The organism is Xanthomonas albilineans (assembly GCF_009931595.1).
Taxonomy (GTDB): domain Bacteria; phylum Pseudomonadota; class Gammaproteobacteria; order Xanthomonadales; family Xanthomonadaceae; genus Xanthomonas_A; species Xanthomonas_A albilineans.
Window position 1 is genome coordinate 742,893 of record NZ_CP046570.1, and the last position, 24,617, is coordinate 767,509.

Below are 24,617 nucleotides of genomic sequence, written 5' to 3' on the forward strand. Positions count from 1 at the left end.
TTGGGCGGTAGCGCTGGAGGTGCGGCTTGACGCATGAGTGCCGTGTGCGTTGCTGGCAGTGGTTGGTGCGGCAGTGTGTGGTGTGCTGGCGCCACCTACGGCGATCGTGGCTCCACTGGGATGGCCGCGGCGTTAAGGCTGAGAACCTCATCGCATGCACCTGCCGGCCTTCTGCAACTCCCTGTCAGGAAAGACATTACAGGGTTTTGCAAGGGGTGAAATGTCTACTGTTTTGCGCCATGCTGTCGTGTATGTTTGCGCCAATTCGGGGGACCGCCAGGACCAAGGTGGCATGGCTAGATTGAAGACTTTCGCGAATGGAATCTTACTGAGCGTCATTTACTGCGCCGTCTATTTGGGGGTGTGGAATCTGTCGTTGGACCAGTGGTTTCTACCGGCCGGCTTGCGCGCGGCTACGCTGCTGTTCGCCCCGCTGCGACTGTGGCCCTATCTGCTGCTCGGCGATGCGGCGGCGTTGCTGGTCTTGCGTGCGCCAATGATCGATCAGGGCGAGAGCGCGACATGGGTCTTTCTCAGCCCATTCCTGCTGATGCCGATGTCGGCGCTACTGCCGCTGTGGTTTCGTCGGCGCGTCCCCGATATGTTGGTATGGCAGGAACGTCTGCTGTTGGTCGTCCTGGCCATGTCGCTGTGGGGCGTGTTGGTCAACAAGGCCTTGAACTGGTTCTTCGATGGGCCTGCTAACTACATCAATCTGGAGAATGCCCTCAAATTCTGGATAGGTAACTATCTGGGCATTCTGGTGTTCGTGCTGCCAGCGCTGCTGTGGGTGCGACGCGAAGGCCCCATGCTGGTGCCGCGCCGTCTCGTCCACGATGGATTGATCGCGGCGGCCCTGATCGCCGCTCTGTATGGCCTTGCGATGAATACGACGGCCGGCGTTGTAAGGCAATTCTTGCTGGTGCTGATGATCGTTCCCGGCTTCTGGCTGACGCTTTCGCATCATTGGCGCGGCGCCGCGATCGGTATCGTTCTGGCCGACATCGCGGTCGCCATGTCTTTGCCCAAGGTGCATCGTCTTGGCGCCTTCGATTTGGATACGTTCTACGTCCAGATGCTGGTCGCATTCGGCAGCACCACGCTGTTCATTCTCGGGACCAGGATCTCCGGCGTGCTGGATCAGGCCCGGCGTCTCGGGTTCGCAGAGCAGCAGGCGCTGCAGGTCGCCCAGGCCAGTTACATGTCGGCCGAACGGACTCTGCGTAATCGGGTGATCGAATACACCGACATCCACGTCCATATCAACAAGCTGCGCCGCGACATCGCGACATCGCTGAAACAGCACGGCCACTATGCCGCGGCAATGGAAATGAACCGCACCGGTGTCATCCAGGCGCAGTTGCTGGACGACTATGTTGCCGCTCTATATCCGCTGGAAATTGAAACGCATGGCCTTTACGGTGCGCTGGGTTCTATCGCGTTCGCCAATTCGTGCGATACCGAAGTGGAGACATACTTGCGTGGCGACTCGCGTAGGCTGTCGATCGGCCTGCAACTGGCCGCCTACCGTTGCGTGTTCAACGCACTGGATATTCTGCCTAGCGCCGGGCGTCATCGGATCGCCGCCCGTGTGTGGACTGCCAATGGCCGGCGTGGGGTGCTGCTGAGCATCGAGGCCGACCCACGCATGCCGGGTGGCAAAACAGGCCGAGATGATGGCGATGTCGATGATGAACTGGCTAGTCGGCTGAAGGCTCATGACGGCGCCTGCCGGCGCCGTCATGAGCGGAAACTCAGTTTTCTGGTGTCCGAGCCTCTGGAGAGGCTGACGCTTCTTGATTGATTACTTATTGAGAGTGATGGTCCAGGCATCGCCGTTGACGCCTTTGGCGAGCTGGACGGTGAAGTAAGCGGTATTGCTGACCACCGTGCCATTTCGGCTGTCGAAGTTATCGACGGTTTTCACCCGATACATGTCCTTACCTATCGGCATGACCTTCGCGGTGTCGCCGACACGCCTGATCGTGCCGCGCACCTGACCTGTGATGTCTCTGATCTGCAGATAGGTCGCGCCATTAATCTTGGACTGATAGACGCCCACGTATGGGTTCGTCGAGAGGTTGCGCATCGGCGATATGCTTTCGCCCAAACTATTGGTGGAGATCGGAGAACCATTTCCGCCTCCAGGGCAGCAACTTTGCGCATCGGCGGCGGCGATCAACGCCGAGCACAGGACGATGCTCGAGGCCACGAGGGCGGTTTTCGAAATTTTCAACATAGCCATTCCTTATCCCATTGGGGAGTTTTTGCCTGCCTTTCAGGCGGTTGCACATTACGCGAATCGCAACAAAAGGCCGTCGACAATTAATTTATGGCGTGATACTTGTGATATGAGTCATCATTTATTGATGATGTGCATCTATTCATGCCTCATGTATTGCGGGATATTGCATAAAAATCGTCGGGCGTATCAGTTCTGAAAATATCGGTGCTGGCTTGCGGCAAGGTGAGAGACAGCTGGTGTTTGCCGTAGGAGGAATTCATGGGGCCTCTGAAAAAATATCGAGAATTAACGATTGAATCGTGCGGTGATACGTCCAGGGTTTCCTGGACATCTGATGCCCATGGAAAATGGCTGATTCGGAGGTGTCCATGAGCAGCATGCGGTATGCGGATGCGTTCAAAGTCGAAGCGGTCCGGCAAGTAATCGATCGAGGGTTCAAGGTGGCGGAAGTCGCCGAGCGGCTGGGTGTCGCCACGCACAGCCTGTATGCCTGGCTGCGCAAATTTGGCAAGCCTGGCGTCGTGCAGCGTGTCGAGTTGGAACAGAGCGTCGAGGTTCGGCGCCTGAAGGCCGAGTTGCGCCGTGTGACCGAGGAGTGCGACATTCTAAAAAAGGATGTGCGTGGCCGTTGTGCTCGACCTGTTTTCCAGGCAAGTCATCGGCTGGGCGATGCGTGATCGGGTCGATACCAAGTTGGTCGTGCAGGCTTTGCTGTCGGCGCAAGCCCAGATCGGGTTGCCTGTTTCACTCGGACCAAGGCTCGGTCTACACCAGCGATGACGGGCAGAGTTTCCTGGCATCCCATGGCTTGGTGTGCAGCATGAATTGGCGCGGTAACTGCCACGAGCGCGAAGCCTGCCCTTGGGGCGCAATGCCCCCTTGGAGAGCTTCTTCGGCCTGCTTAAACGCGAGCGGATCAGGCAGCGGATCTATCCCAACAAAAAAGACGCCGCACGCACCGAGGTGTTCGACTATATCGAGATGTTCTACAACCCCAAACGCCGCCATGGTTCCAATGGCGATCTGTCGCTTGTACAGTTCGAGCGGCGCTACGCGCAACGAGGGTTCTGAGTGTTTGCGGAACCCTGGGCGATTCAATCCAGGAATGCTTTCTGGGTTGCAAAATGCATGGTATAGCAGGGGATGTGGTGTTATTTAAGATTGACGAATTACTTTGGGCACTAATCCAGTTGAGTCGATATTTTCTTGCAGGGAGTGCTTGGTTGCCAATGGTGAGAGCAAAGCTTTGGGTACATTGCTTGTGCACATTGCTGGAGGAGACGGTGATTGCGCTCAACCGCGCCGCCACCAGCGCAGGCCGTATGCGGGCAGGGTGCCATCCCAGTCCGCCAGCGTCGCGGGATCGCCGCTGCCATCGGCGATAGCCTGCCATATTCCCTCGCCGGTGATCGCCGTCAGTTCCACAGTCACAGGTTGTGCGCTGAAGTTGTAGATGGCGAAAAAATCCTCGCCGCGGGCGAGGCCGAGCAAGGCCGGATTGTGCAGCGGCACAGCGCGTAGCGGCTGGTCGGCGGCCAGCGCTGCAGTGCCTGCACGCGCATCGATCAGGCGGCGCAGCCGGGAATAAACCTGCCCAGCAAGTTGATTGCTGTCGTGGCGTTGCGCGGCGCGCGCCCAGTCCATCATCGGACGATGCAACCAGCGGCCTTCGTGGTGGCGCAGCGGATCGTCGCGGTAAGCCGTGTCGTTACCCAACGCCAGTTCATCGCCCATGTAAAGCAGTGGAATGCCAGGCATCGCCAGCGCGACTGCATAGAGCAGCAGCAGGCGGCGCACGGCCAGTTCCAGTGCAGCGATATCGTTGGCGGCCAGGGCGGCTTCGATGCCGACCAACGCCGCACTCATGCCGTTGCTGCCGTGCACGCCTTCGCCGCTGCTCTGGAACGCTTCGCCGCGCGCATAGCTGCCGGGGAGTTTGCCTGCGTAGAACTGCGCCACGCGCGCCAAGGCGAACGGTGCCACGCCATCGTCGCCAGCGGCTTCGTTCTGCAGCACATTCCAGCCGATGTCGTCGTGGCAACGCACGTAGCTCAGCCAGCCGCAGGCTGACGGTAGTGCGGGCGTATGCGCGATCGCGTTGTGTACGATGTCGCCGCGTTGCTCGGCTAGCGCCACCCAGCCAGCGGCCATCAGCGTGCTGTGGTAGGCCAGATGGCACTCATGGCCGCCTGCCGCGGCGGTGCCGAAGTAGGGCGGGAGTTGCGCCATCGGCACGATGGCTTCGGCCTTCAGCAGAACGGCCGGAGCGAGAATGTCGGTGAGCGCGCGCAACGTTTGCAGAATCGTGTGCGCTTCCGGTTGGTTCATGCAGTCGGTTTCCGGGCGCTTCCACAGGTAGGCGGTGGAATCCAGGCGGAACACTTCCACGCCCAGGTTGGCCAGGTGCAGCAGCGCCAATGCCATTTCGCCGAAGACTGCCGGGTTGCTCCAGTCCAGATCCCACTGGTAAGGATAGAACGTGGTCCACAGCCAAGCATTGGCTTCTTCCACCCAGGTGAAGTTGCCTGGCGCGGTATGCGGGAATACCTGGGCCAGGGTGCGCTCGTAGCGGTCGGGCGTGCTGCGGTCGGGGAAGTGGTGGTAGTAGTCCAGGTAGCGAGTGTCGCCGCGCTTGGCCGCCAGTGCCCAGGGATGGTCGTCGGCGGTGTGGTTGAGGACGAAGTCGGCGCACAGACTGATGCCGGCCAGGCGCAGGCGCGTGGTGAGTGCGATCAGGTCGATGTTGTCGCCGAGTCGCGGCTCGACCTGGCCATAGTCGCTGACCGCGAAGCCGCCATCGTTGTCGCCGGCGCGCGCGCGCAGGAACGGCAACAAATGCAGGTAGCGCACGCCTAGTTCCTGCAGATACGGCACGCGTTCGCCGACTCCGGCCAAGGTGCCGGCGAAGCGATCCACATAGGCGCTATAGCCGAGCATGGCCGGCGTGCCGAACCAATTGGGTGCGCGCTCGACATCCAGCCGGCGCAGGTCCAGTGGACGTGCATTGGCGGCGTTGGCGAGTTGTTCGAGCCACTGTGGCAACCATTGCGCGAACGCTGGGTGCGTGCCGTATAGCGCCTGTAATGGCGCCAGCAGGCGCTCGCCGTGCAGTTGCAGGCGCGGTAGTACTGTCGCGGCGATATCCGCGTCGAGGCGTTGCTGCCACAGGCTGCGGGCGAGAAGAGGAAGCGTGTCGGGAGAGGAAACGGTCATGGGGGGGAGGCCGCGCCCCGGTCGGGGCGCGGACGTCGAGTCCTTGGTCAGAAGTCGTAGCGCAGGCTGATGCTGGAGGTGCGCCCCGGGATCGAGCGCGCACGGATAATGTTGGAGGACGCATCGGCGATCGAGGCTTCCTCGGCTTCGGTGAGGCCGAAGGTGTTGAACACGTTGTTGACGTTGAGCGAAACGGTTAGCGCATCGGTGATGCGGTAGTCGGCGAAAAGATTGACCTGCGTGTAGCCGGGCATTTTCAGTTGATTGCTGTCCTGGGTGTAGGCCGAGGTTGTGCCGATCGCGTTGACGCCGACCTCGTAGCGCTCGCCGCGGTAACTCGGCGTCAGTTGCCAGACGAATCGGGCCTGCCGGCGCGGCGTGTTGCCGGCGTTGGCCGGAGTGATCTGGTCCTTGTCGATGGTGGCGTCGGTCCAGGTCAGCCCGCCGTTGAGGCCGAAACCGTCGACCCGGTAAGCGGCCTCCAGTTCCAGGCCATGCGCTTTATAGGTGCGGTCGAAGAAGCGTAGGGTGGTTGCTTCGTAGTTCTGTTCCTGGGTGCGCGCAGCGAAGGCGGTGGCGAACAGGCTCAGGCCGCTGCCGCTGCGCCATTTCAGGCCGCCTTCGAGTTGTTTGACCACGTTCACCGCCTCGTTGGAAGAAACGGAGCCATCGTCGCGGACCACCCCGAACAGTAGACGGTCTGCGTTGGCGCGCGCGCCCCGGCTATAACGCGCGAACGCGGCCAGGTCGTCGTTGATCAGGTAATTGCCGCCGAACGAGTAAGACAGGTAATTCCAGTCGTAGTGCACCGGCTTGCGATTGGCGTAGTCGATGGTCGCCACACTGCGCTCCGGCGCCTCGATCACGCCGTCGCCATTGACGTCGACGTTGCTGACCAACGCGCCACCGGACGTGTTGCCGCGCGCACGGCCCATGTCGTAACGCAGGCTGCCGTCCACGCTCAGCGGTCCCTGATCCCAACTCAGCGCCAGATAGGGCGCGTTGATGTCGTAACGCACGTCGTAGTGGCGGGTGTTGTCCAGGCCCCAGTACGGCACGCCGTACGCGTAGAGGCCATTTTGCGAGAGCAGACTGCCGTCGGCGGCGACCACGTCCAGCAGTCGCGCGCGGTGCGCCAGCGATAGCACGTAGGAATTCCAGGTCCAGTCCGCGTTGATGGTCTGCCGCGAGGTATACCAGCCGGCCTTGAGGTTGAGGCTGCCGCCGTTGCCGTTGCCGAAGTCGCGCGCCAAGCTGAAGTCGTTGACCGCATTGTCCAAGTTGTTGAGATGGACGTTGAACAGATGCGTGCGCAGTGCCAGTCCGCTGTAGGCCTGGCCGGCATTCGGGCCGTCGACGTAGCGCAGGCCGGCGCCAGCGCCGCCGATGCTGGTGGCCAGCGCGCCGGCATCGGCGACTTGCGCCGGGAACGGCGAGACGAAACCACCGGAGGTGTCGGCGATGCGGAACTTGTCGGTCAGGGTCCAACCGCTACCGACATCGAATTGCGCCTCGGCGCCGAACGCGCGCGACAGCGGATGCATGCCGTCGCCCAGTTCTATCCGCGATGGCCGATTTTTGCCGTCGAGCGTGGCGCTGCTGCGGAAGTACGGGCTGTACAGCGTATCGGTGCCGGGATCGAAGCCGTTGATGCTGCCGAAGTGCGGCGAGCCATCGCTGCCGCTGACCATGGTCGGTACGGGCAGGTAACCGGCTGCACGGTCGTTGAGGTATTTGGCGTAGACGCGCACGTAGCCGTTGTCGAACAACCGGGTCAGGTTGGCCTTGAGTTGGCCGCCCTTGTCGGTGGTGTAGCCGGCATCACGCACGCCGTCGCCGCGGCGGTAGAAGCCGCCGATGTTGAATTGCCAGTGTTCGGCGAACGGCGCGCCGTAGTCGAAGTCCAGGCGTGTGTTGTCGTAGCCGCCGAGGCCGCGGGTGAGGCCGACGCTGCCGCCGGCGGTGTCGCCGGTCTTGCTGATGAAATTGATGATGCCGCCGGGCGAGTTACTGGCGAAGGTCGAGGCGGAACCACCACGGATCGCTTCGATGCGTTCCAGGCTGTAGTCCGAGCGCAGGAAGATATCGGCGTTGCCGAAGGTGATGTCGCCGAATTCCAGTACCGGTAGCCCGTCCTCCTGCAGTTGCAGGAACTTGGCGCCGCCGGATGCGACCGGCAGGCCGCGCACGGCGATGTTGGCGTTGCCTTCGCCGCCGCTGGATTCGGAACGGATGCCGGGGATGTTGCGGAAGATCTCGGCGGTGCTGCGCGGCGCGGACTGTTCGATCGCCTCGGCGCCGACGGTGCTGACCGAGACGCTGGATTTGAGTTTGCTCTTGGCGGTGGCGATGCCGGTGACGAATACCGAGTCGAGGCTGATCACATCGCCTTTTGCCTGGGTCGTGTCGGTCGTGGCAGGTGTGGCCTGTTGCGCCAGGGCGGCAGTTGGTGCGGACAGCGCTGCGGCGACGGCCAGGGCCAGGCTTTGCAGGCGGATTGAAGAGGGATGCATCGCGTTCTCTCCCGAAGCAAGTGATGACGATGGGACGGGGCGTGCTCGCGACAGCGTTGGCGTGCACGCCCCGTGCGAAAGGTGCGGCGGCTGACAAATACGCGGACTTGCAATCGATTGCAACTTGCATTGCAACAAATTCCGCCATTTTACCTAAGCATGTTCTCTGTTTGATTTTTGAATGATGCAGATGTTGCGGTGCAGCGTTACAAACGATTGCAAGAAAATCACCATCCGCTCGCCGCTGCGGTGCGCTTCCCGTGCACTTGGCTCTTCCAGGCTGATGCTCATGCGTTCCCATCGCTCCTTGCTTCCGCTCTCGCGTGTGCTGGCGCTCAACGCTGGTTTCTTCGGCGTGCAGTACAGCTTCGGATTGCAGCAGAGCAACATGAGTCCGATCTACAACTACCTGGGTGCCGACCACGCCAATTTGCCGTACCTGTGGTTGGCCGGCCCCATTACCGGGCTGGTATTGCAGCCGGTCGTCGGTGTGCTCAGCGATCGCACCGTGACCCGTTGGGGCCGGCGCATGCCGTATATGGTGGTGGGGGCACTGGTTTGCAGCGTGTGCCTGCTGACCATGCCTTTCAGTGTTGCGTTGTGGATGGCGGTGCTCTTGTTGTGGTTGCTGGATGGGGCCAACAACGTGGCGATGGAGCCTTACCGTGCCTTGGTCAGCGACGTGCTGACCCCGCCGCAGCGTCCGTTGGGCTATCTGACCCAGAGTGCATTCACCGGCCTTGGCCAGACCTTGGCCTATGTCACGCCACCGCTGTTGGTGTGGTTGGGCATGAACCAGGATGCGGCCAATGCGCATCACATTCCCTATGTCACCATCGCCGCGTTCGCCATCGGCGCGGGTTTTTCCGCCGTTTCGATCCTGCTCACCGCGCGTAGCGTGCGCGAGCCGGCGTTGTCGCCACAAGAATTGGAATGCTTGCGCCACAAGGGGGTCGGTCCACTGGCCACAGTGCGCGAGATCGTCGATGCGATCCGGCAGATGCCGCCGACGATGCGGCAGATGGCGTTGGTGATGCTGTTTCAATGGTATGCGATGTTTTGCTACTGGCAGTACATTGTCTTGTCCTTGTCGACCACGCTGTTCGGTACTACGGCGGCCGATTCGCATGGTTTCCGCGAGGCGGGCCTAGTCAATGGCCAGATCGGCGGCTTCTACAACTTCGTTGCGTTCCTGGCCGCGTTCGCCATGGTGCCGGTGGCGCGCCGCGTCGGCCCCAAGATCACGCATGCCGCGTGCTTGGTTGCCGCGGGCGTCGGCATGTGGTTGCTGCCGTCCATCCACGATCGATGGCTGTTGTTGCTGCCGATGGTCGGCATCGGCCTGGCGTGGGCCAGCATGATGGGCAATCCCTATTTGATGCTGGCCAACAGCATTCCGCCCGAGCGCACGGGCGTCTACATGGGGCTGTTCAACCTGTTCATCGTGCTGCCGATGTTGATTCAGATCGTGACCCTGCCGCTGTATTACGACGCCCTGCTGCAGAGCGATCCACGCAATGTGATCCGTCTGGCGGGTGGTCTGATGCTGGCGGCGGCGGTGGCGATGTCGTTGGTGAAGAGCCAGCGGGCGTGATGGCGAATGCGCGACGTGAACGACATCAGCGACTGACGTCTCGTGCCGCGACGCGGCACACGTGCGAATCGTCAGGTGTTCCCGCCGCTCATGCCGAGTCGCGTACCACCAGGCTCACCGGCAATTCCACCGATGCCACTGCTTGGCCGGCGATCAGGCTCAGCACGCCGTCTACCAGCACGGTGGCGGCGCGAGCGAGATCCTGGCGCACGGTGGTCAGCGGTGGTTGGCTGTAGGTGGCCAGGGGAATGTCGTCGAAACCGATCAGCGCGATGTCCTGCGGGACGCGATGTCCTGCTTCGATCAGGGCATGGATCGCGCCCAGGGCGATGATGTCCGACGCGGCGAACACTGCATCCGGTGGCGTGGTTTTTTTGAGCATTGCACGGGTCAGCCGGTAGGCGTCCTCGCTGAGAAAATAGCTGCGTGCGTGCAGGCGCGGGTCGAAGGTTAGGCCGTGCGTGTCGAGCATGCGCCGGTAGCCGGCGAAACGCGGCGCCACCTCCGGCAGTTCCTCGTCGCCGAGGAAGGCGATGCGGCGGCGGCCGTGTTCGATCAGGTGCGTGGTGGCCAGTTCGCCGCCACGCAGGTTGTCGCTGCCGACGCTGACATAGGACTGGCCGTCGATGCGGCTGCCCCACACGATCATCGGCAGGCCACCGCGCGCGGCGGCGTCGAGTGCGGCATGTTCGTGGCTTTGGCCGAGCATGATGATGCCGTCGGCGCGGCTGTTGCGCGCCAGATCTTCGACCCAATGGTCCTGGTGCTGATGCAGTTTTGACAACAGCATGCTGTAGCCGCGCGCGGTCAATGCATCGGCGAGCAGTGCCAGCATGGTCATCATGAAGGGATCGGACAGCGGTTGCTCGTGCGCGTGCATCAGCGGCACGGCCACGCAGACGATGTTCGAGCGTCGCGCACGCAAACTGCGCGCGATCGGATCGACACGGTAGCCCGCTTCGTTGGCCAGTTGCTTGATGTAGGCACGGGTTCGCTCGGCGACGACCGGATTGTCGGCCAGTGCACGCGAGACGGTCGACTCGGAGACGCCGGCCATGCGCGCGATGTCGGCCATCTGCAGGCGCGAGCCGGGCGTACCGGGTTCGGGTTTGTCGGGCATGCGATTGATCGAAGCGAGAGGCGAGGCGGAAGTTGCAGTGTATGCCAGCCGGGTCGTGCAGCGCTGTCATGACCGTCACCCGGGACGATTCAATCTGGACGCGTCGCAAGCGTGTCCAGTTTCTGCGGACTCGTCGTGGTCGCATGCCGCGCATGTCGCCCGCGCTGAATCCGACCATGTATGGCCGCTCAGCGCGCGAAGCGCGGCAGTCGCCCGGGGGAATGCAGGATACGCACGTTGTCGCCGATTTCTTCCGGAGCGCCGCCGGCCAACAGCGCATGCACGCGCGGTCGCTCCGGTGCTGGTCCAGGGGCCAGGCCGACCCATCCGTTTTTGCCCGCGCCCTTGGCCGCGTAGAGGCAGCGATCGGCCAGGCCCACGCTTTGTTCCCAGTCGCCCAGTGTCGGCCAGGCGGCGACGAATGGCCAAGGCGCGTAGCCGATCGAGCAGGTCATCGCCAGTTCGCGTTCGGGTAGTGTGAGGCGGTGCGTTGCCACCGCCTCACGCAGTTGTTCGGCCAGCGTTTCGGCAGCGCCGTTGCGGGGTAGACGGGTGACGAGCATGAACTCCTCGCCGCCCCAACGCACCAGCAGATCGTGCTGGCCACAGCGCGTGCGTAGGCTGTCGGCGCAATGCACGAGTGCGGCATCGCCGACCTGGTGGCCGTAGTCGTCGTTGATGCGCTTGAAGTTATCCATGTCGATCATGAAGAAATACAAGGCGTCGCCGCTGTTGCCGTCTTCCAGTGCGGTCAGTAGGGCGGGGCATTGGCGTGCCAGCCAGTCCTGCAGTTCGCGGCGGTTGGACACGCGTGTTAACGGGTCCAGGCGGGTGACGGCCTCCAGTTGGGAATTGCTCTGCAGTAACTGCTGATTGGCGCGTTCGAGCTGACGCGTGCGCTCGGCCACAGTGAGGTTGAGGCGTTCCACCATGTCGCGTTCGCGGTTGACGGTACGGCGGAACCGTTGCAGCCCGAGGCAGATCAAGATTAGCCCCAGCAGCACGTATGCGGCATAGGCTAACGGGTGACGCCATGGAGGCGGTAGCACTTCGATCTGCAGTGCACGTGATGCGCCGAACTGGCCGTCGCGACCGGCGGCCTGCACCACCAGCGTGTAACGATCCGGCGGTAGGTGACTGACTGAGAACTCGCTGTGCGCGCTCTGCGGATACACCCATCCCTTTTGCAGGCCATCCACACGATAGCGCAAGCGCGCGGTGCCCGGCGCGGAGAAGTCGATCGCGGTCATCCCCACGGTGAACACGTTGTCGCGGTAATCCAGTGCGACGTGCTGCGCATAGACCACGTTGATTTCGGTTTGATTCGCGCCGTTATGATGGCCTTCGCTGGCATCGAGTATGCGCAGATCGGTCAGCGCCGCGCGTGCCTGTGGGCTGCGCAGTGGCAGCAGGCGGGGATCGATCACGTCCACACCCTGGGTGCCGCCGAAGTACAGCATGCCCTGCGGATCGCAGTAGCCACGGCCGCTGTTGTGTTCCTGATTCGGCAGCCCGTCGCGTCCGCCTAGATTCTGAATGATTCCGGTGGCGGGATCGAGCACACTCAAGCCGCTATTGGTACTCAGCCACAGTCGTCCCTTCAGGTCGGGCAGGATGGTGTAAACGACATTGCTGCTCAGTCCTTCGCGGTCGCTGTAGCGGATCGCGGTGTCGCGTTTCAGGTCTATCTGGTATAGACCGCCAGAGAACGTGCCTACCCATAGCGTCCCGTTGTGTGCGTACAGCGACCAGACCGAGGGGTAGATGCCTGCACCCTGCGGACGATAGGCCGTGGCGGGGAGGTCGCCGCGCATCCGCCATAGGCCACAGTCGTTGCAGCCGATCCACAGCGTATTGTCGTCATCGCGATAAATCCGGGTCAGGGGATGGCCTGCCAGTGGGGCCCAGCGTTGGTCGTCCTGCACGCGGCCGGCGACTACGCGATTCAGCCCGCGGCGGGAGGCGACCCACAAGGTATTACCTTCGAGCAGCAGATCGTTGATGTGGTCGTCGGCCAGTCCGTTCAACTGCCGCAACTCACCGCCGTGATCCAGGTGCCAGAGCCCGTGGCGCGTGCCCAGCCACCATCCGTCGTGATCGGCCACGATCGCGCGGATCGCCGCGCTCGCCAGTTCTGGGGGAATGCGCCAGGCGGCATCCTTGCTGTCGCGTATCAGCAAGCCTTGGTCGGTGCCGATGAGCATGCGCGCATCGTCGCGCCAGATGCTGCGCACGCTGGTGCTGGGCCAGTTGCTGGTGTCGTTCAGATGTTCCTCGTCGTTACGGATCATCGCCGACAATGGCCGCACTCGATACAAACCCTCCGTATAGGTGCCGATCCACAATGTGTCGTCGGGGGACTGATAGAAGCGAGTGATGGTGCTGTGGACAGGGTTGTCGAAGATCAGCCGTTGTGGTCCGCCGCCATCTGCACGCAATTGCGTGACGATCGCATTGCTGGTGCCGACCAGTATGCTTCCGTCATTGAGTCGAAGCAGCGCGGTGAGATCGCCGCCCTCGGTCAGCAGTTGCGCGACGGTCCAGTGTCCCAACACTGCGCCGTGTGTGTCGAGCTTGAACAGCCCGCCTCTGGACGAGGCGATCCACAGTCCTTCCGGGCCGGTCTTTAACGCCACGCACTCGTCGATGCCGCGTGGCGCGGGTAGTTCATGAAGGGTGTCGCGATCCAGTTGCCACAGCCGGCAACTTCGGTCCAGCGCGACGGCATGTTTGCCATCCGCCATCCAGCCCAGCCCCACCACAGATGTATCGTTGCCCAGTCGCCGTACCTGGCGGACGCTGGCATCCACGTGATTGATGCCGCGTTCGGTGCCGAGCCATGCGCCGCCCTGGGCATCGAGCAGGATGCGGGTGATGCGGTTGTGCGACAGTCCATCGGTTGTATTGAGCCGATGGCGGCGCCAGGTGGTCAGGTCGATCACCTCCAGCCCGGCATCGTTGCTGCCTAGCCATAAGCGTTTGCCGCGCGATTCGAAGGCCAGGCTGTCGATGCTGCTGCTGACTAGGCTTTGCTTTTCGTTGGCGTTGAGCTCGTGTCGGTAGGTGTGGAACTGATGCCCGTCGAAGCGGTTCAAGCCTTCCTGGGTGGCGACCCACAGGAATCCCTGATCGTCGCTTTGCAAACTATTGATCGTCAGTTGCGACAGGCCCTCGTCCAGACCGAAGTGCTCCAGGCTGCTGTGCGTCGCCGCGTTGCCAGCCAGGGCTGGGACCGGTGTCAAGAGCAGTCCTAGCAGGCAGCCGTATAAACAGCGGATCAGTCTGGAGAGAAGTACGTTCACGCCGCATTATCGGCCGGCATGACCTCGGGCTTGAGTGTGCGTTACTGCCTTGCCGCCCTCGCGCATGTCAGACTATCTGCCATGGATGGGCCCACAATCCTGGTCGCCGACGACCACCCTTTGTTTCGTGCTGCGGTGTTGCATGTATTGCGGCAGGCGTTGCCGCACGCCCAGGTCGTTGAGGCGGCCAGCGCCGCCAACTTGGATGCTGCACTGGCCGCGCATGCCGATGTCGATCTCGTCTTGCTGGATCTGGCGATGCCCGGTGCGCGCGGCTTCTCGGCGCTGTTACACGTGCGTGGCGAGCGTCCGGATGTGCCGGTGGTGGTCATTTCCTCTAACGACCATCCGCGCGTGATCCGCCGCGCGCAGCAGTTCGGTGCCGCTGGATTCATTCCAAAGTCGTCTCCTGCCGAAACCATCGGGGTGGCGGTGGCGGTGGTGTTCGACGGCGGCACCTGGTTCCCGCCGCTGACAGTCGCGCGTTCGCAGGCCGATGCGCAGTTGGCGGCCCGCCTGGCCCAACTGACGCCGCAACAGTTCCGGGTACTGCTGTGCCTGGCCGATGGGCTGCTCAACAAGCAGATCGCTTACGCATTGGGTTTGGCCGAGAACACGGTCAAGGTCCACGTGACGGGCATTTTGAAGAAGCTCGAATGTCACAGTCGTACTCAGGCTGCGCTGCTGGTCAAGGCGCTGGAGCCGGAAGGTGAAGTTTGAGCCGTAGCTGCGGCCTAGGGATTCTCTGTATATCGACAAGGCCTACTGCCTGCTTGGCCGATGTCGACGCGTCGATTGCTTCACGTGCGCGGTCTGGGGTTGGGGTCGGCGCGCATGGCATCGTCTTCGATTGTCCTCGTATTCCAAGCCAAATCTCATCAGATGCTCTGGCCGCGTCGCAACAGCATTTGCGTCATCAGGGCACGTAAGGCTGGCGCGCGTACCGGTTTGATCAGCAATCCCCAACCGTTCTGCTGGGCGAGTGCGCGCAACGCCGTGTCCATTTCGCCAGTGACCAGTATCAAACGCGGTTCAGCCTGCCAGCGGGCGCAAAGTTGCGCGAACAGGGGCGGTCCATCGTGTTCGTCCATGTGGATGTCTAGCAGCACCAGCTCTGGCACGTGTACCGGTTGCGCCGCGGCCAGCGCTTGCTTCGGGCTGGCGGCCAGATCTACTCGGCACGCCCAGCGCGTTAGCATGGCGCTGTTGGCTTCGCACACACGCGGATCATCGTCGATGCACCAGACCCTGCAGCCGTGCAGGATAGGATCGTCGCCGTTGTCGCTGGCCACTGCGGCCGGTGCCTGCGGTTGCGTCATGGCCGCGGCATCGCCCAGCGGCACGGTGACGGCGAACACGCTGCCACGGCCCAGCTGTGAGCGTAGGCTGATGGGGTGCCCGAGCAGGCGTCCAATACGTTCCACGATCGCCAGGCCCAGCCCGGCGCCGCGATCCTGGGCGACGCCGTCGCCGAGCCGTCGGAACTCCTCGAAGATCTCTTGATGCAACGCATCGGGGATGCCCGGGCCCTGATCGTGGACTTCGATGCGCAAGTTGGCACCATCGCGGCGGCAGCCCAGCAGAACGGATCCGCTTGGGGTGTAGCGCAGTGCATTGGACAGGAAATTTTGCAGGATGCGTCGCAGCAGGGTCGCGTCGCTGCGTACCGTGGCCCGGCTTGGCACGTAGTTCAGGCGCAGGCCGCGGTCCTCGGCGAGGATGCCGAATTCGTGCGTCAGCGCTTGCAGTAGCGGGTTCAGTGCGATGTCCTGCACCTGAGTCTTCAGCGTGCCCGATTCCAGTCGCGAGATGTCCAGAAGGCTATTGAGGATCGCGTCCTGCGCCACCAGTGCGTTGTCGACATGGTCGGCGATTTGCCGCGCGTCGGTGTCGTGCAGCTTGCCGCGTAGTGCCGAGACGAACATGCGCGCGGCGTTGAGCGGCTGCAACAGGTCGTGGACGGCCGCAGCGACGAAGCGGGTTTTGTAGCGGTTGGCGTTCTCGGCCTCGCGTTTGGCCGCGGCGAGGTCGCGGGTACGTTCGGCGACGCGGTTTTCGAGTGCATTCGCTAACGAGCGGAGTTCGCGCGCGGCATTTTTGTAGCTGGTGATGTCGGCATAGCTGGTCACGAAGCCACCGTCGGGCAGCGGATTGCCACGAATTTCCAATACGGTGCCGTCTTCTTTCTCGCTCTCGCGCATGTGCGGGCGACCGCTGCGCAAGTGGTCCAGGCGGCGTTGGATTGCCGCTTCCACCGGGCCAGTGCCGAGCAAGCCACGGCGTGCGTTGTAGCGGAAGACGTCCTCGATCGGACGGCCGACGCAGATCAGCTCTGGCGGGAAGCGGAAGATTTCCAGGTAGCGCGAATTCCATGCCACAAGACGCAGTTGCGTGTCGATGATCACCACGCCTTGTGGTAGGTGTTCCAGGCTGCGGCTGAGCCCTGTGTCGGCCTGTTGCGCTGCTTGCACGATGCCGTCCTGTGCGGTGTGGAGCTCGTGTGCATGCTGTTGCAGCAGCGATTCCAGTTCCTGTCGGCTGCGCTGACGCAACCACGCCAGACGCTGGTGTTGTTGGAACAGCAGTCCCAGCAATGCCAATGCTAGCCAGATGCCGCCTGCGGCCAGTGCCGCAGCATGGCCGGCGGCACGGGGACCACTGATGTCGTGCAGTAAATGCAGCCGCCATCCGTTCTCTGGTAGCGCGATACGTTGCCACAGCAGTGGCGCCGGTTGCGCGGGGACGGCGACGCGTATCACCTGGCTACCGTCCTCCAGCGTATCCAGTACGTACCGTTGCGTCGACAATAGGGGCTGCTGGGCGTACTGGCGGGTGGCCAGTAGTTCGTCGCGCTCGCGCGCACCGAGCGGCTGTAACTGACGGTAGCGCCAGACATCGCGGTTGGACAGGAAGACGATGTCGTGACGGTCGCTGACCAGGACCACGTCGGACAAACGTCGCCATTCGCGCTCCATTGCGGCCAACTCGATTTTGATGACGATCACGCCGAGTACTCGTCCGTCGTCGTCTTTGATCGCCTGCGAGAGGAAATACCCTGGGACGCTGGTGGTCATGCCGATGCCGTAGAAGCCTCCTTTACCTTGGGTCAGCGCCTGTTTCACGTAGGGCCGGAAGCCGTAGTCGGCACCCACGTTGCTGTTGGCAGAGCGCCAGTTGCTGGCGGCCAGGGCGAGGCCAGCGGTATCGATCAGGGTCAGCGTCGATGAGCGGGTGACGGTGTTGGCGCGTTCCAGCTTCAGATTCAACTGTCGCTGCGTGGCCAGACTCAGCGGCTGCTTCAGCGCGTTGCGCAACTCCGGGTCCAGTGCCAGTACCTGCGCTATGGTCCGATAGCGCTCGATGCGTTGTTGCAGTGATTGCGCATACAACTCCAACTGCTGGTGCAGTTGCAGGCTTTCGCTGCGTTGTGCACGCTGTTCGGCCAAGTGCTGCGCCGACAGCATGACCAGCGCCATTGCGCCGACGATGAAGCTCAGTAGCAGGATGCGGTGGCGGTGTTGCAAGAAGAACGACATGCGGAGAAAGGCGATGACCAGTTCCGCATCAGCTTAGCTGGCGTGCGACGCGGTGTCCGCCGTGTCGCAGGCGTGATCGCGTGGCGGTCCGGTACGTGCCCGGACCGCCGTATTCGCGAGGGGTGGATCAGAACTGGACTTGGGCGCGCACGTCCACCGAGTTCGGCTTGAATTGCACGCCGGCGCGTTCGGCATTGGCCCGCACGTAGTTCAGTTGGAATTTGAAGTGGTTGGTCAGATACCAGTTGGCGCCGAAGGTCCAATCGTGTTGGCGGCCGCCGAACACGTTGCCGTCGTCCAGGTCCAGACGGCTGTAGCGCGCCAGCACTTCCACCGCGCCGTAGGCGTTGGCCGGCTTGACCATGTCGACGTTGCCGGCGCTGTACGGGCGCGATTCGCCGGTCAATACATAGCTGGCGAACACGTACTGGCCGTCTGCGCTGTAGTTGGGCAGGCTGTTGGTGCGGGTCACGTCGGCACGCAACGCTTCGCCTTGCAGCGAGAACGGTCCCTTGATCCAGAGCGCTTCCAGCACGGTGCGGCGGATCTGGTCGACGTCGGTCAGGATGCCCGAATCGATCAAGCTCACAGGGGTCAGCGCGACTTCCGGCGGTGTATTCAGGCGCACGCTCGGGCTGAAGCTCACGTTCAGGCCGTTGTGGTAGCCGCGCGGATTTTCCTGCGAATACACCAGGCCCAGATGCAACACATCGCCTTCGGCCTTGAACGGTGTCCACGCGGCATGGACGGCCTGCGTGGTGCCGGGATTGTGACCCTGCAGGTCTTTGCCGCCGTAAACGGCAGCCTGCAGCAGGTACTGCGGCTGCTCGAAGGTCCATTCCGCGCCAGTACGGCGGCCCTGATAGATCGCCTGTACCGGGAGCGCGGCTTCCATGAAGCTGCCCGCAGCACCGCTGGTCAACGCTTCCAGGCCACCCAGCACCTTGATGTAGCCCACGCGCACGTGGCCGTAGTTGTTGCCGAACAGCGCCTTGGTCTCCACGCCGAAGAACACGTCCAGCCACTGCTTGGACTGGAAGTCGAAGCCCACCATCGCGTCGTATACGCCGTCCTTATTCAAATGGACGCCGAATTCCTTACGCCGGAACGTGTGGTTGTTCTTCAGGAGGCGACTGTTGTCGTTGGAGAATGTGTTCCAGTCGTACTGGTAGGTGCCGACCGCAGCCAGCGTGGTGCCATCGCTGAAGGTCACCTTGGTCGGCCAGTCATCGAAGCCGTTGGCGGCGATGGCGGGAGCGGCGGCGGTCAGGCCCAGTGCGGCGAAGAGGAGGCTGTGTCGCATGATGGAGGTTGTCTCGATTAAGGTCAAAGAGGCGCCACAGTCCCCGGTCAGGTCGCGATGCGACACGGGAGCGGCCACGCATGAAAGGCTGCCATCGAGGGAGATGTAGTCCCCGATAACGGCTTGCATCTAGGCAATAGCGGTCGTGGGCGGCCATTCTTTAACGATAAGATCACAATTCATATGTGAATGATTTAACTTAAGGGGCGTGTCGTGGCGAAAGTGCAGGCGAAAGGGGGCTGCGCACATATCTGAACGCCGATGCTGGTTTCTGGGTGGTCCCGCTTCCGTGAGCGTTTGGGGACACCGCCCCTGCGCCGCCGGCGCCCGCAACGAAGACTACGACCAATGGGTTATCTGCTTTCGCAGCGTTGACGCGTACAAAGGCTGCATTCCGCGACCCGCGTTGGGTTGCCGTACCGTTCCGGAGCGCGTTCAGATGCACAGTCCCTTTCCCACGCTAGGTCGCGGGCCGCAGCCCGTGCCGTTCTACCGGCACACATACGTTCAGGTATTGTTCGCCATTGTCGTCGGTGCCGTACTCGGCCATCTTGATCCCGCCTGGGCCGTACAACTCAAGCCGCTGGCTGACGCATTCATCAAATTGGTGAAGATGATCATCGCCCCGGTGATCTTCCTGACCATCGTGACCGGTATCGCCGGGATGACTCAGTTGAAGACGGTGGGCCGGGTCTTCGTCAAGGCCATGGTGTATTTCCTGTTTTTCTCCACGCTGGCGCTGGTGGTTGGCATGATCGTCGCGCATGTGGTGCAGCCCGGCGCGGGCATGAATGTCAATCTGGCGACGTTGGACCAGAGCAAGGTCGATAGTTACGTGCAGCAGTCGCACCAACTGACCATGACAGGCTTCTTGATGGACATCATTCCCAACTCGCTGATCGGGGCCTTTACTGGCGACCAGGTGATCAACGGCAAGTTGGCTGGTCCCAACATCCTGCAAGTGTTATTCGTTGCGGTGTTGTTCGGCGTGTCGCTGGCGTTGGTGGGCGAGCGCGGCAAGCCTGTGTTGAAGCTGCTCGATGCCTTGGTCGCGCCGGTGTTCAAGCTGGTGCATCTGCTGATGAAGGCCGCGCCGATCGGTGCGTTCGGCGCGATCGCTTACACCATCGGCGAGCATGGTGTGCAGTCGCTGGTGAATCTTGCCTGGTTGGTCGGATCGTTCTACATCACCGCACTGCTATTCGTGTTGGTGATTCTCGGTGCAGTGGCCCACCTGTGCGGGTTTTCGATCTTCAAATTGATCCGCTATCTGAAGTCGGAGCTGCTGCTGGTGCTTGGTACTTCTTCGTCCGAATCGGCACTGCCGTCGCTGATGGAAAAGATGGAGCATGCCGGCTGCGAGAAGTCGGTCGTCGGCCTGGTGGTGCCCACCGGCTATTCGTTCAATCTCGACGGCACCAATATCTACATGACCCTGGCCGCGCTGTTCATCGCGCAGGCGACCAACACCGAGTTGACCCTTGGTCACCAGATCACCTTGTTGCTGGTGGCGATGATTAGCTCCAAGGGTGCGGCTGGCGTGACCGGTGCGGGTTTCATCACTTTGGCGGCGACCCTGGCGGTGGTGCCGGAAGTGCCCATGGCCGGCTTGGCACTGATTCTTGGCGTGGACCGTTTCATGAGCGAGTGTCGTTCGTTGACCAACTTCATCGGCAACGCGGTGGCCACCGTGGTGGTCTCGCGTTGGGAGAATGCGTTGGATCGCGATCGTCTGCGCCTTGCGTTGGACGCGGGTGACGTCGTCCTGCCGGTGACGGTGGCCTAAGAGTAGCTAACAAGACGACTGCGTCGCCGCCGGAAGGGCGCGGGCAGTGCTCGGAATCCTGATGTACCACCTGTACACTGCGGTTCCTGCGCGCTGTACGCGCCCACCCGACAGCGACTCGCGACGTTTTGTTAGCCACTCTAAAGCTTGGCGCGTTGTGCTGATTGATGCCATTGCACGATGTGCGGGCATGATCGGCATTGCGCATTTTTTCCGGCGCAGGTCCACAGAGTAGAATTCCGCTCCTTCGCGCCTTTCGACAAAAGAAGCTCTCCATGTCAAACGACGATTTCAAACAGGCCGCACTCGACTATCACCGCCAGGAGCCACGGGGCAAGATCAAGGTCGCCGCGACCAAGCCCATGGTGACCCAGCGCGACCTGTCCTTGGCCTACTCGCCGGGCGTGGCGTTCGCCTGCCAGGCCATCGTCGCCGATCCGCAGCAGGCCAGCGAACTGACCGCGCGCGCCAATCTGGTCGCGGTCATCAGCAATGGCACTGCGGTGTTGGGCCTGGGCAATATCGGGCCGCTGGCCTCCAAGCCAGTGATGGAAGGTAAAGGCGTGTTGTTCCAGAAGTTCGCCGGCATCGACGTGTTCGACATCGAGATCAACGAGAACGACCCGGACAAGCTGGTCGATATTATCGCCAGCCTCGAACCGACTTTCGGCGGCATCAATCTGGAAGACATCAAAGCGCCGGAATGTTTCATCGTCGAGCGCAAGTTGCGCAAACGTATGAAGATCCCGGTGTGTCACGATGATCAGCACGGCACCGCGATCCCCGTGGCCGCGGCGGTGCTCAATGCACTTGTGGTGACCGGCAAGAAAATCGAGGACGTCAAACTTGCCACCACCGGCATGGGTGCGGCAGGCATCTCATGCGTCGATATGCTGGTGTCGCTGGGCCTGAAGCCGGAAAATATCCTGGCGCTGGATCGCGATGGGGTGATCCACACTGGCCGCACCGACCTGGATCCGGACAAGGCGCGCTACGCACGCGACACCGACAAGCGTACGCTGGCCGAAATCGTCGAAGGCGCGGATATTTTTCTCGGCTTGTCGGCGGCAGGTATCCTCACGCCGGAGATGGTGGCGACGATGGCACCGCAACCGGTGATCTTCGCCCTTGCCAATCCCAATCCGGAAATCACCCCGGAAGCGGCCAAGGCGGTGCGCCCGGACGCCATCATCGGTACCGGCCGTTCGGACTATCCGAACCAAATCAATAATGTGCTGTGCTTCCCTTATCTGTTTCGCGGTGCGCTCGACGCCGGCGCAACGAGCATCAACGAGGAAATGAAGATCGCCTGCGTCAAGGCGATCGCGGGGATGGCGCGGCGCGAAGCCTCCGATCTCGGCGCGGCCTATGGGGGCGAGACCCCGAGTTTCGGCCCGGATTATCTGATTCCCAGGCCGCTGGACCCACGTTTGCTGGTCGAACTGTCCTCGGCGGTGGCGCAGGCGGCGATGGACTCGGGTGTGGCGACGCGCCCGATTGCCGATATGCAGGCCTATCGCGACAAGCTCAGCCAGTTCGTTTACCGCACCAGCCTGATGATGAAACCGCTGTATGACCGCGCGCGTGCCGACAAACAGCGCGTGGTCTACGCCGAAGGCGAAGAGGAAGTCGTGCTGCGCGCGGTGCAGAGCGTGATTGACGAAGGTCTGGCGTTCCCGATTCTGATCGGCCGGCCGGATGTGATCGAGGCGCGCATCCAGCGCATGGGGCTGCGCATCACCGCCGGCGTGGATTTCGAAATCACCAACATCCATGACGATCCGCGTTTCAACGACTACTGGCAGTACTACCATGCGCTCACCGAGCGGCGTGGGGTGACTGTCAGCGCAGCAAAGGAGCTGATGCGTTCGCGGCCGACGCTGATTGCCGCGGTGATGGTCGCGCGCGGCGAAGCCGATGCGCTGCTGTCCGGCGTGCTCGGCCGCTTCCACAAAAAACTCGGTTATGCGCGTAGCGTGATTCCGCTGGAGCCGCGGGTCAGCTCGACCTCGGCGATGACCGGCATGATTAACCAGCAGGGCGTATTCTTTTTCGTGGACACCCACGTGCAGGAAGACCCAAGCGTGGAACAGATCGTCGAAGCCACCCTGCAGGCCGCGTATCGTTTGAAGTTGTTCGGCATCGAGCCGAACATCGCGCTGCTGTCGCATTCCAACTTCGGCAGCCACGACTCGCGCGATGCGCTGAAGATGCGTCAGGTGCGCGAGGCACTGCTCAAGCGGAAGCCCGATCTCAACATCGATGGCGAGATGCAGGGTGACACTGCCTGGGACGAGGCATTACGCAATCAAATCATGCCCAATAGCACGCTCAAGGGGCGCGCCAATCTGTTCGTGCTGCCGAATCTGGAGGCGGCCAATATTGCCTACAATCTGGTGCGCGTTTTCACCGAGGGCGTGGCGATTGGGCCGATTTTGATGGGCATTTCTAAGCCGGTGCATATCCTCACCACCAGCGCCACCGCGCGCCGGGTGATGAATATGACCGCGATCGCGGCTGTCGATGCGCAGATCCGCAAACAGATTGAGGCGGAGAAGATTGGTTGATTTCTGTTCAAAGGAAGATTCGCCGGTAGGTCGCATGGTTTTTTCCTTGTCTACAAGCTAGCGAATGCGGGGAGGTGAATAGCGTTGGTTGTCGGATATTGGACTGGACCGCTCTCTACGGATTGACAGTTCTTAGGCTCAAACTCCATGTGCAACGCTTTATGTGATTGCGAGGTGTTGCGCATGGAAGTTGAGTTTAATTTTTTCGCCGACAGCATTGCCGACACTATCAGTTTCTTCGATCCTGCCTTCGACTTTGGGCGGATGGAGGCAGTGCACGAGGACATAGCGGCGATGCCAATGGGATATCACGGCTTGATCGGCGATAAGGGGGCACTTTGGCGTCGGCAAAAGCAGCGAGTGATTCTCGCTCGTGGACTGTACCGACAGGCGAAATTATTGTTTCTGCATGAGGTAACTCGCCATTTGAATGCCAAATGCGATTGCCTGGGCAAGTAGAGCCTGAGGCAGTTGCAGTTGTGGATCGCCTGTGGCGGCATCGCATACACGATGCGCCCCTGCTCCATTGTCAGCACGCGGTCAGTGCTGGTGATGATCTATGGGCGACAACCGCAGGTGCATTACCAGGCGTGGGGTTTGACTTCTGAAAGTGCGCGTGAGTTGAGCAGGTCGAGGCTGCAAGCGCCGCAGGAACTCACTTCCCATGCGTCGGCTATCAGACAAGCGCCGATGTGGGGCAACTGGGTTGGGTGCTTTTGTGATGCCCGTCAAAAGACTGCGCCGCCACGCCGAAGCGTGGCGGCGTTGTCACGGCGCCCAGCCCTTTCAGGCCAGTCGCTTGCTGCCAGCAGGCAACGGCAGGCTGTCGCTGTCGTTTTGGTTCAGCTTGGAGGGCTTGCCAGTTAGCAACACATAAGCATCAACGCCGGTAAGTTCGGCGATCTTCAACAAATGCCTGGCATTGGGGACAGAACGGTTGTTCTCCCAGTGACCAAGGGTGCTATGCGCCACGCCCAACAAGGCGGCAAGCTCGCGCAGAGTGAAGCCTGCATTTCGCCGCGCCTGCATCAATCGCACACCTATATCCACAGAACACCTCGAAGCGGCATATCGGCGCCGCGTCGCGTCAGCATAGTGTTGCCTTCGTTCCGCATCAAGCATGTTGGTCGAGAGGAGGGGGGCGAGGGGGGGGCTGCCGGCTGCAGCAACCCGCCCGCCCCCTGGGGGGGGCTGCTAGAATTGCGCTTCATCTATCGATGTGTCCCCATTGCCATGAGCCAGACCGCCACCGTGCCCGCCAATGCCCAGACGCGCTACGAGGTGCGCCGCGCCGACCTGCCGCTGTGCTGTCCGACCCCGGAAATGGCGCTGTGGAACTCGCATCCGCGCGTCTACCTGCCGATTCAGGACGCGGCCGACCGCCAGGCCAAATGTCCGTATTGCGGTTCGGTCTTCGTGCTGGTCGATTGATCGATGG

At 62.0% G+C, this 24,617-nt stretch carries 15 protein-coding genes, 1 other RNA gene and 2 pseudogenes; 9 read left to right on the forward strand and 9 right to left on the reverse strand.

What is annotated here, in order from left to right:
• Positions 1-292: 292 nt before the first annotated feature.
• Positions 293-1,804 carry an MASE1 domain-containing protein gene (locus tag XaFJ1_RS03335; RefSeq protein ID WP_012915254.1) on the forward strand — a complete coding sequence of 504 codons (1,512 nt, stop codon included), beginning with the start codon at positions 293-295 and terminating at the stop codon, positions 1,802-1,804.
• Here the strand turns inward: XaFJ1_RS03335 and XaFJ1_RS03340 are convergent, their stop codons facing one another.
• A complete protein-coding gene (locus XaFJ1_RS03340) occupies positions 1,805-2,239 on the reverse strand; it encodes a hypothetical protein (RefSeq protein ID WP_012915255.1) in 435 nt (144 codons plus the stop codon).
• Between the two features lie 374 nt (positions 2,240-2,613).
• Here XaFJ1_RS03340 and XaFJ1_RS03345 point away from each other — a divergent pair.
• Positions 2,614-3,316: pseudogene (locus XaFJ1_RS03345) on the forward strand (DDE-type integrase/transposase/recombinase).
• A 222-nt stretch (positions 3,317-3,538) separates the two neighbouring features.
• On the opposite strand, the gene XaFJ1_RS03350 reads toward XaFJ1_RS03345, so the two are convergent.
• The 3 genes from XaFJ1_RS03350 to XaFJ1_RS03360 all read right to left on the reverse strand — a co-directional run bounded on the left by XaFJ1_RS03350 (position 3,539) and on the right by XaFJ1_RS03360 (position 8,262).
• Entirely contained in the window at positions 3,539-5,458 is a 1,920-nt protein-coding gene (locus XaFJ1_RS03350; protein WP_012915258.1) for an alpha-amylase family glycosyl hydrolase, read from the reverse strand.
• A gap of 47 nt (positions 5,459-5,505) precedes the next feature.
• Positions 5,506-7,971: a TonB-dependent receptor domain-containing protein gene (locus XaFJ1_RS03355; protein WP_012915259.1), complete on the reverse strand. Its 2,466-nt coding sequence runs from the start codon at positions 7,969-7,971 to the stop codon at positions 5,506-5,508.
• Positions 7,972-8,124: 153 nt separating this feature from the next.
• On the reverse strand, positions 8,125-8,262 hold the full coding sequence (locus XaFJ1_RS03360; protein WP_155392934.1) for a hypothetical protein: 138 nt from the start codon (positions 8,260-8,262) through the stop codon (positions 8,125-8,127).
• On the opposite strand from XaFJ1_RS03360, the gene XaFJ1_RS03365 reads away from it, so the two are divergent.
• Positions 8,261-9,565, forward strand: coding sequence for an MFS transporter (locus XaFJ1_RS03365; protein WP_012915260.1), 1,305 nt, complete (start codon positions 8,261-8,263; stop codon positions 9,563-9,565). The two genes, XaFJ1_RS03360 and XaFJ1_RS03365, sit on opposite strands and share 2 nt — an antisense overlap.
• 88 nt (positions 9,566-9,653) lie before the next feature.
• On the opposite strand, the gene XaFJ1_RS03370 is transcribed toward XaFJ1_RS03365, so the two are convergent.
• Both XaFJ1_RS03370 and XaFJ1_RS03375 read right to left on the reverse strand, forming a co-directional pair.
• Positions 9,654-10,685 carry a LacI family DNA-binding transcriptional regulator gene (locus XaFJ1_RS03370; RefSeq protein ID WP_012915261.1) on the reverse strand — a complete coding sequence of 344 codons (1,032 nt, stop codon included), beginning with the start codon at positions 10,683-10,685 and terminating at the stop codon, positions 9,654-9,656.
• A 188-nt stretch (positions 10,686-10,873) separates the two neighbouring features.
• On the reverse strand, positions 10,874-13,927 hold the full coding sequence (locus XaFJ1_RS03375; protein ID WP_012915262.1) for a ligand-binding sensor domain-containing diguanylate cyclase: 3,054 nt from the start codon (positions 13,925-13,927) through the stop codon (positions 10,874-10,876).
• A 141-nt stretch (positions 13,928-14,068) separates the two neighbouring features.
• Between XaFJ1_RS03375 and XaFJ1_RS03380 the strand changes: the two genes are divergently transcribed.
• Positions 14,069-14,707, forward strand: a complete 639-nt coding sequence (locus tag XaFJ1_RS03380) for a response regulator (protein ID WP_012915263.1) — start codon at positions 14,069-14,071, stop codon at positions 14,705-14,707.
• A 158-nt stretch (positions 14,708-14,865) separates the two neighbouring features.
• Here XaFJ1_RS03380 and XaFJ1_RS03385 read toward each other — a convergent pair whose 3' ends face one another.
• The gene (locus XaFJ1_RS03385; protein ID WP_045756730.1) at positions 14,866-17,523 is read right to left on the reverse strand and encodes a hybrid sensor histidine kinase/response regulator; all 2,658 of its coding nucleotides are present in this window, start codon (positions 17,521-17,523) and stop codon (positions 14,866-14,868) included.
• Positions 17,524-17,650: 127 nt separating this feature from the next.
• Entirely contained in the window at positions 17,651-18,826 is a 1,176-nt protein-coding gene (locus XaFJ1_RS03390; RefSeq protein WP_012915265.1) for an OprO/OprP family phosphate-selective porin, read from the reverse strand.
• Between the two features lie 439 nt (positions 18,827-19,265).
• Between XaFJ1_RS03390 and XaFJ1_RS03395 the strand changes: the two genes are divergently transcribed.
• From XaFJ1_RS03395 to XaFJ1_RS03410, 4 genes and pseudogenes are all read left to right on the forward strand, one after another.
• The gene (locus XaFJ1_RS03395) at positions 19,266-20,612 is read left to right on the forward strand and encodes a dicarboxylate/amino acid:cation symporter (RefSeq protein WP_012915266.1); all 1,347 of its coding nucleotides are present in this window, start codon (positions 19,266-19,268) and stop codon (positions 20,610-20,612) included.
• A 61-nt stretch (positions 20,613-20,673) separates the two neighbouring features.
• Positions 20,674-20,749: non-coding RNA, sX9 sRNA (locus XaFJ1_RS03400), on the forward strand.
• Between the two features lie 138 nt (positions 20,750-20,887).
• Positions 20,888-23,179 (forward strand): NADP-dependent malic enzyme, encoded by a 2,292-nt coding sequence (locus tag XaFJ1_RS03405; RefSeq protein ID WP_012915267.1) that lies wholly within the window; start codon positions 20,888-20,890, stop codon positions 23,177-23,179.
• A gap of 204 nt (positions 23,180-23,383) precedes the next feature.
• Positions 23,384-23,611 (forward strand): annotated as a pseudogene (locus tag XaFJ1_RS03410) (peptidase domain-containing ABC transporter); the annotation flags it as partial.
• 354 nt (positions 23,612-23,965) lie between these two features.
• On the opposite strand, the gene XaFJ1_RS03415 reads toward XaFJ1_RS03410, so the two are convergent.
• Positions 23,966-24,208, reverse strand: coding sequence for a helix-turn-helix domain-containing protein (locus tag XaFJ1_RS03415; RefSeq protein ID WP_012915269.1), 243 nt, complete (start codon positions 24,206-24,208; stop codon positions 23,966-23,968).
• Positions 24,209-24,412: 204 nt separating this feature from the next.
• Between XaFJ1_RS03415 and XaFJ1_RS03420 the strand changes: the two genes are divergently transcribed.
• Positions 24,413-24,610: a zinc-finger domain-containing protein gene (locus XaFJ1_RS03420; RefSeq protein WP_012915270.1), complete on the forward strand. Its 198-nt coding sequence runs from the start codon at positions 24,413-24,415 to the stop codon at positions 24,608-24,610.
• Positions 24,611-24,617: the final 7 nt, after the last annotated feature.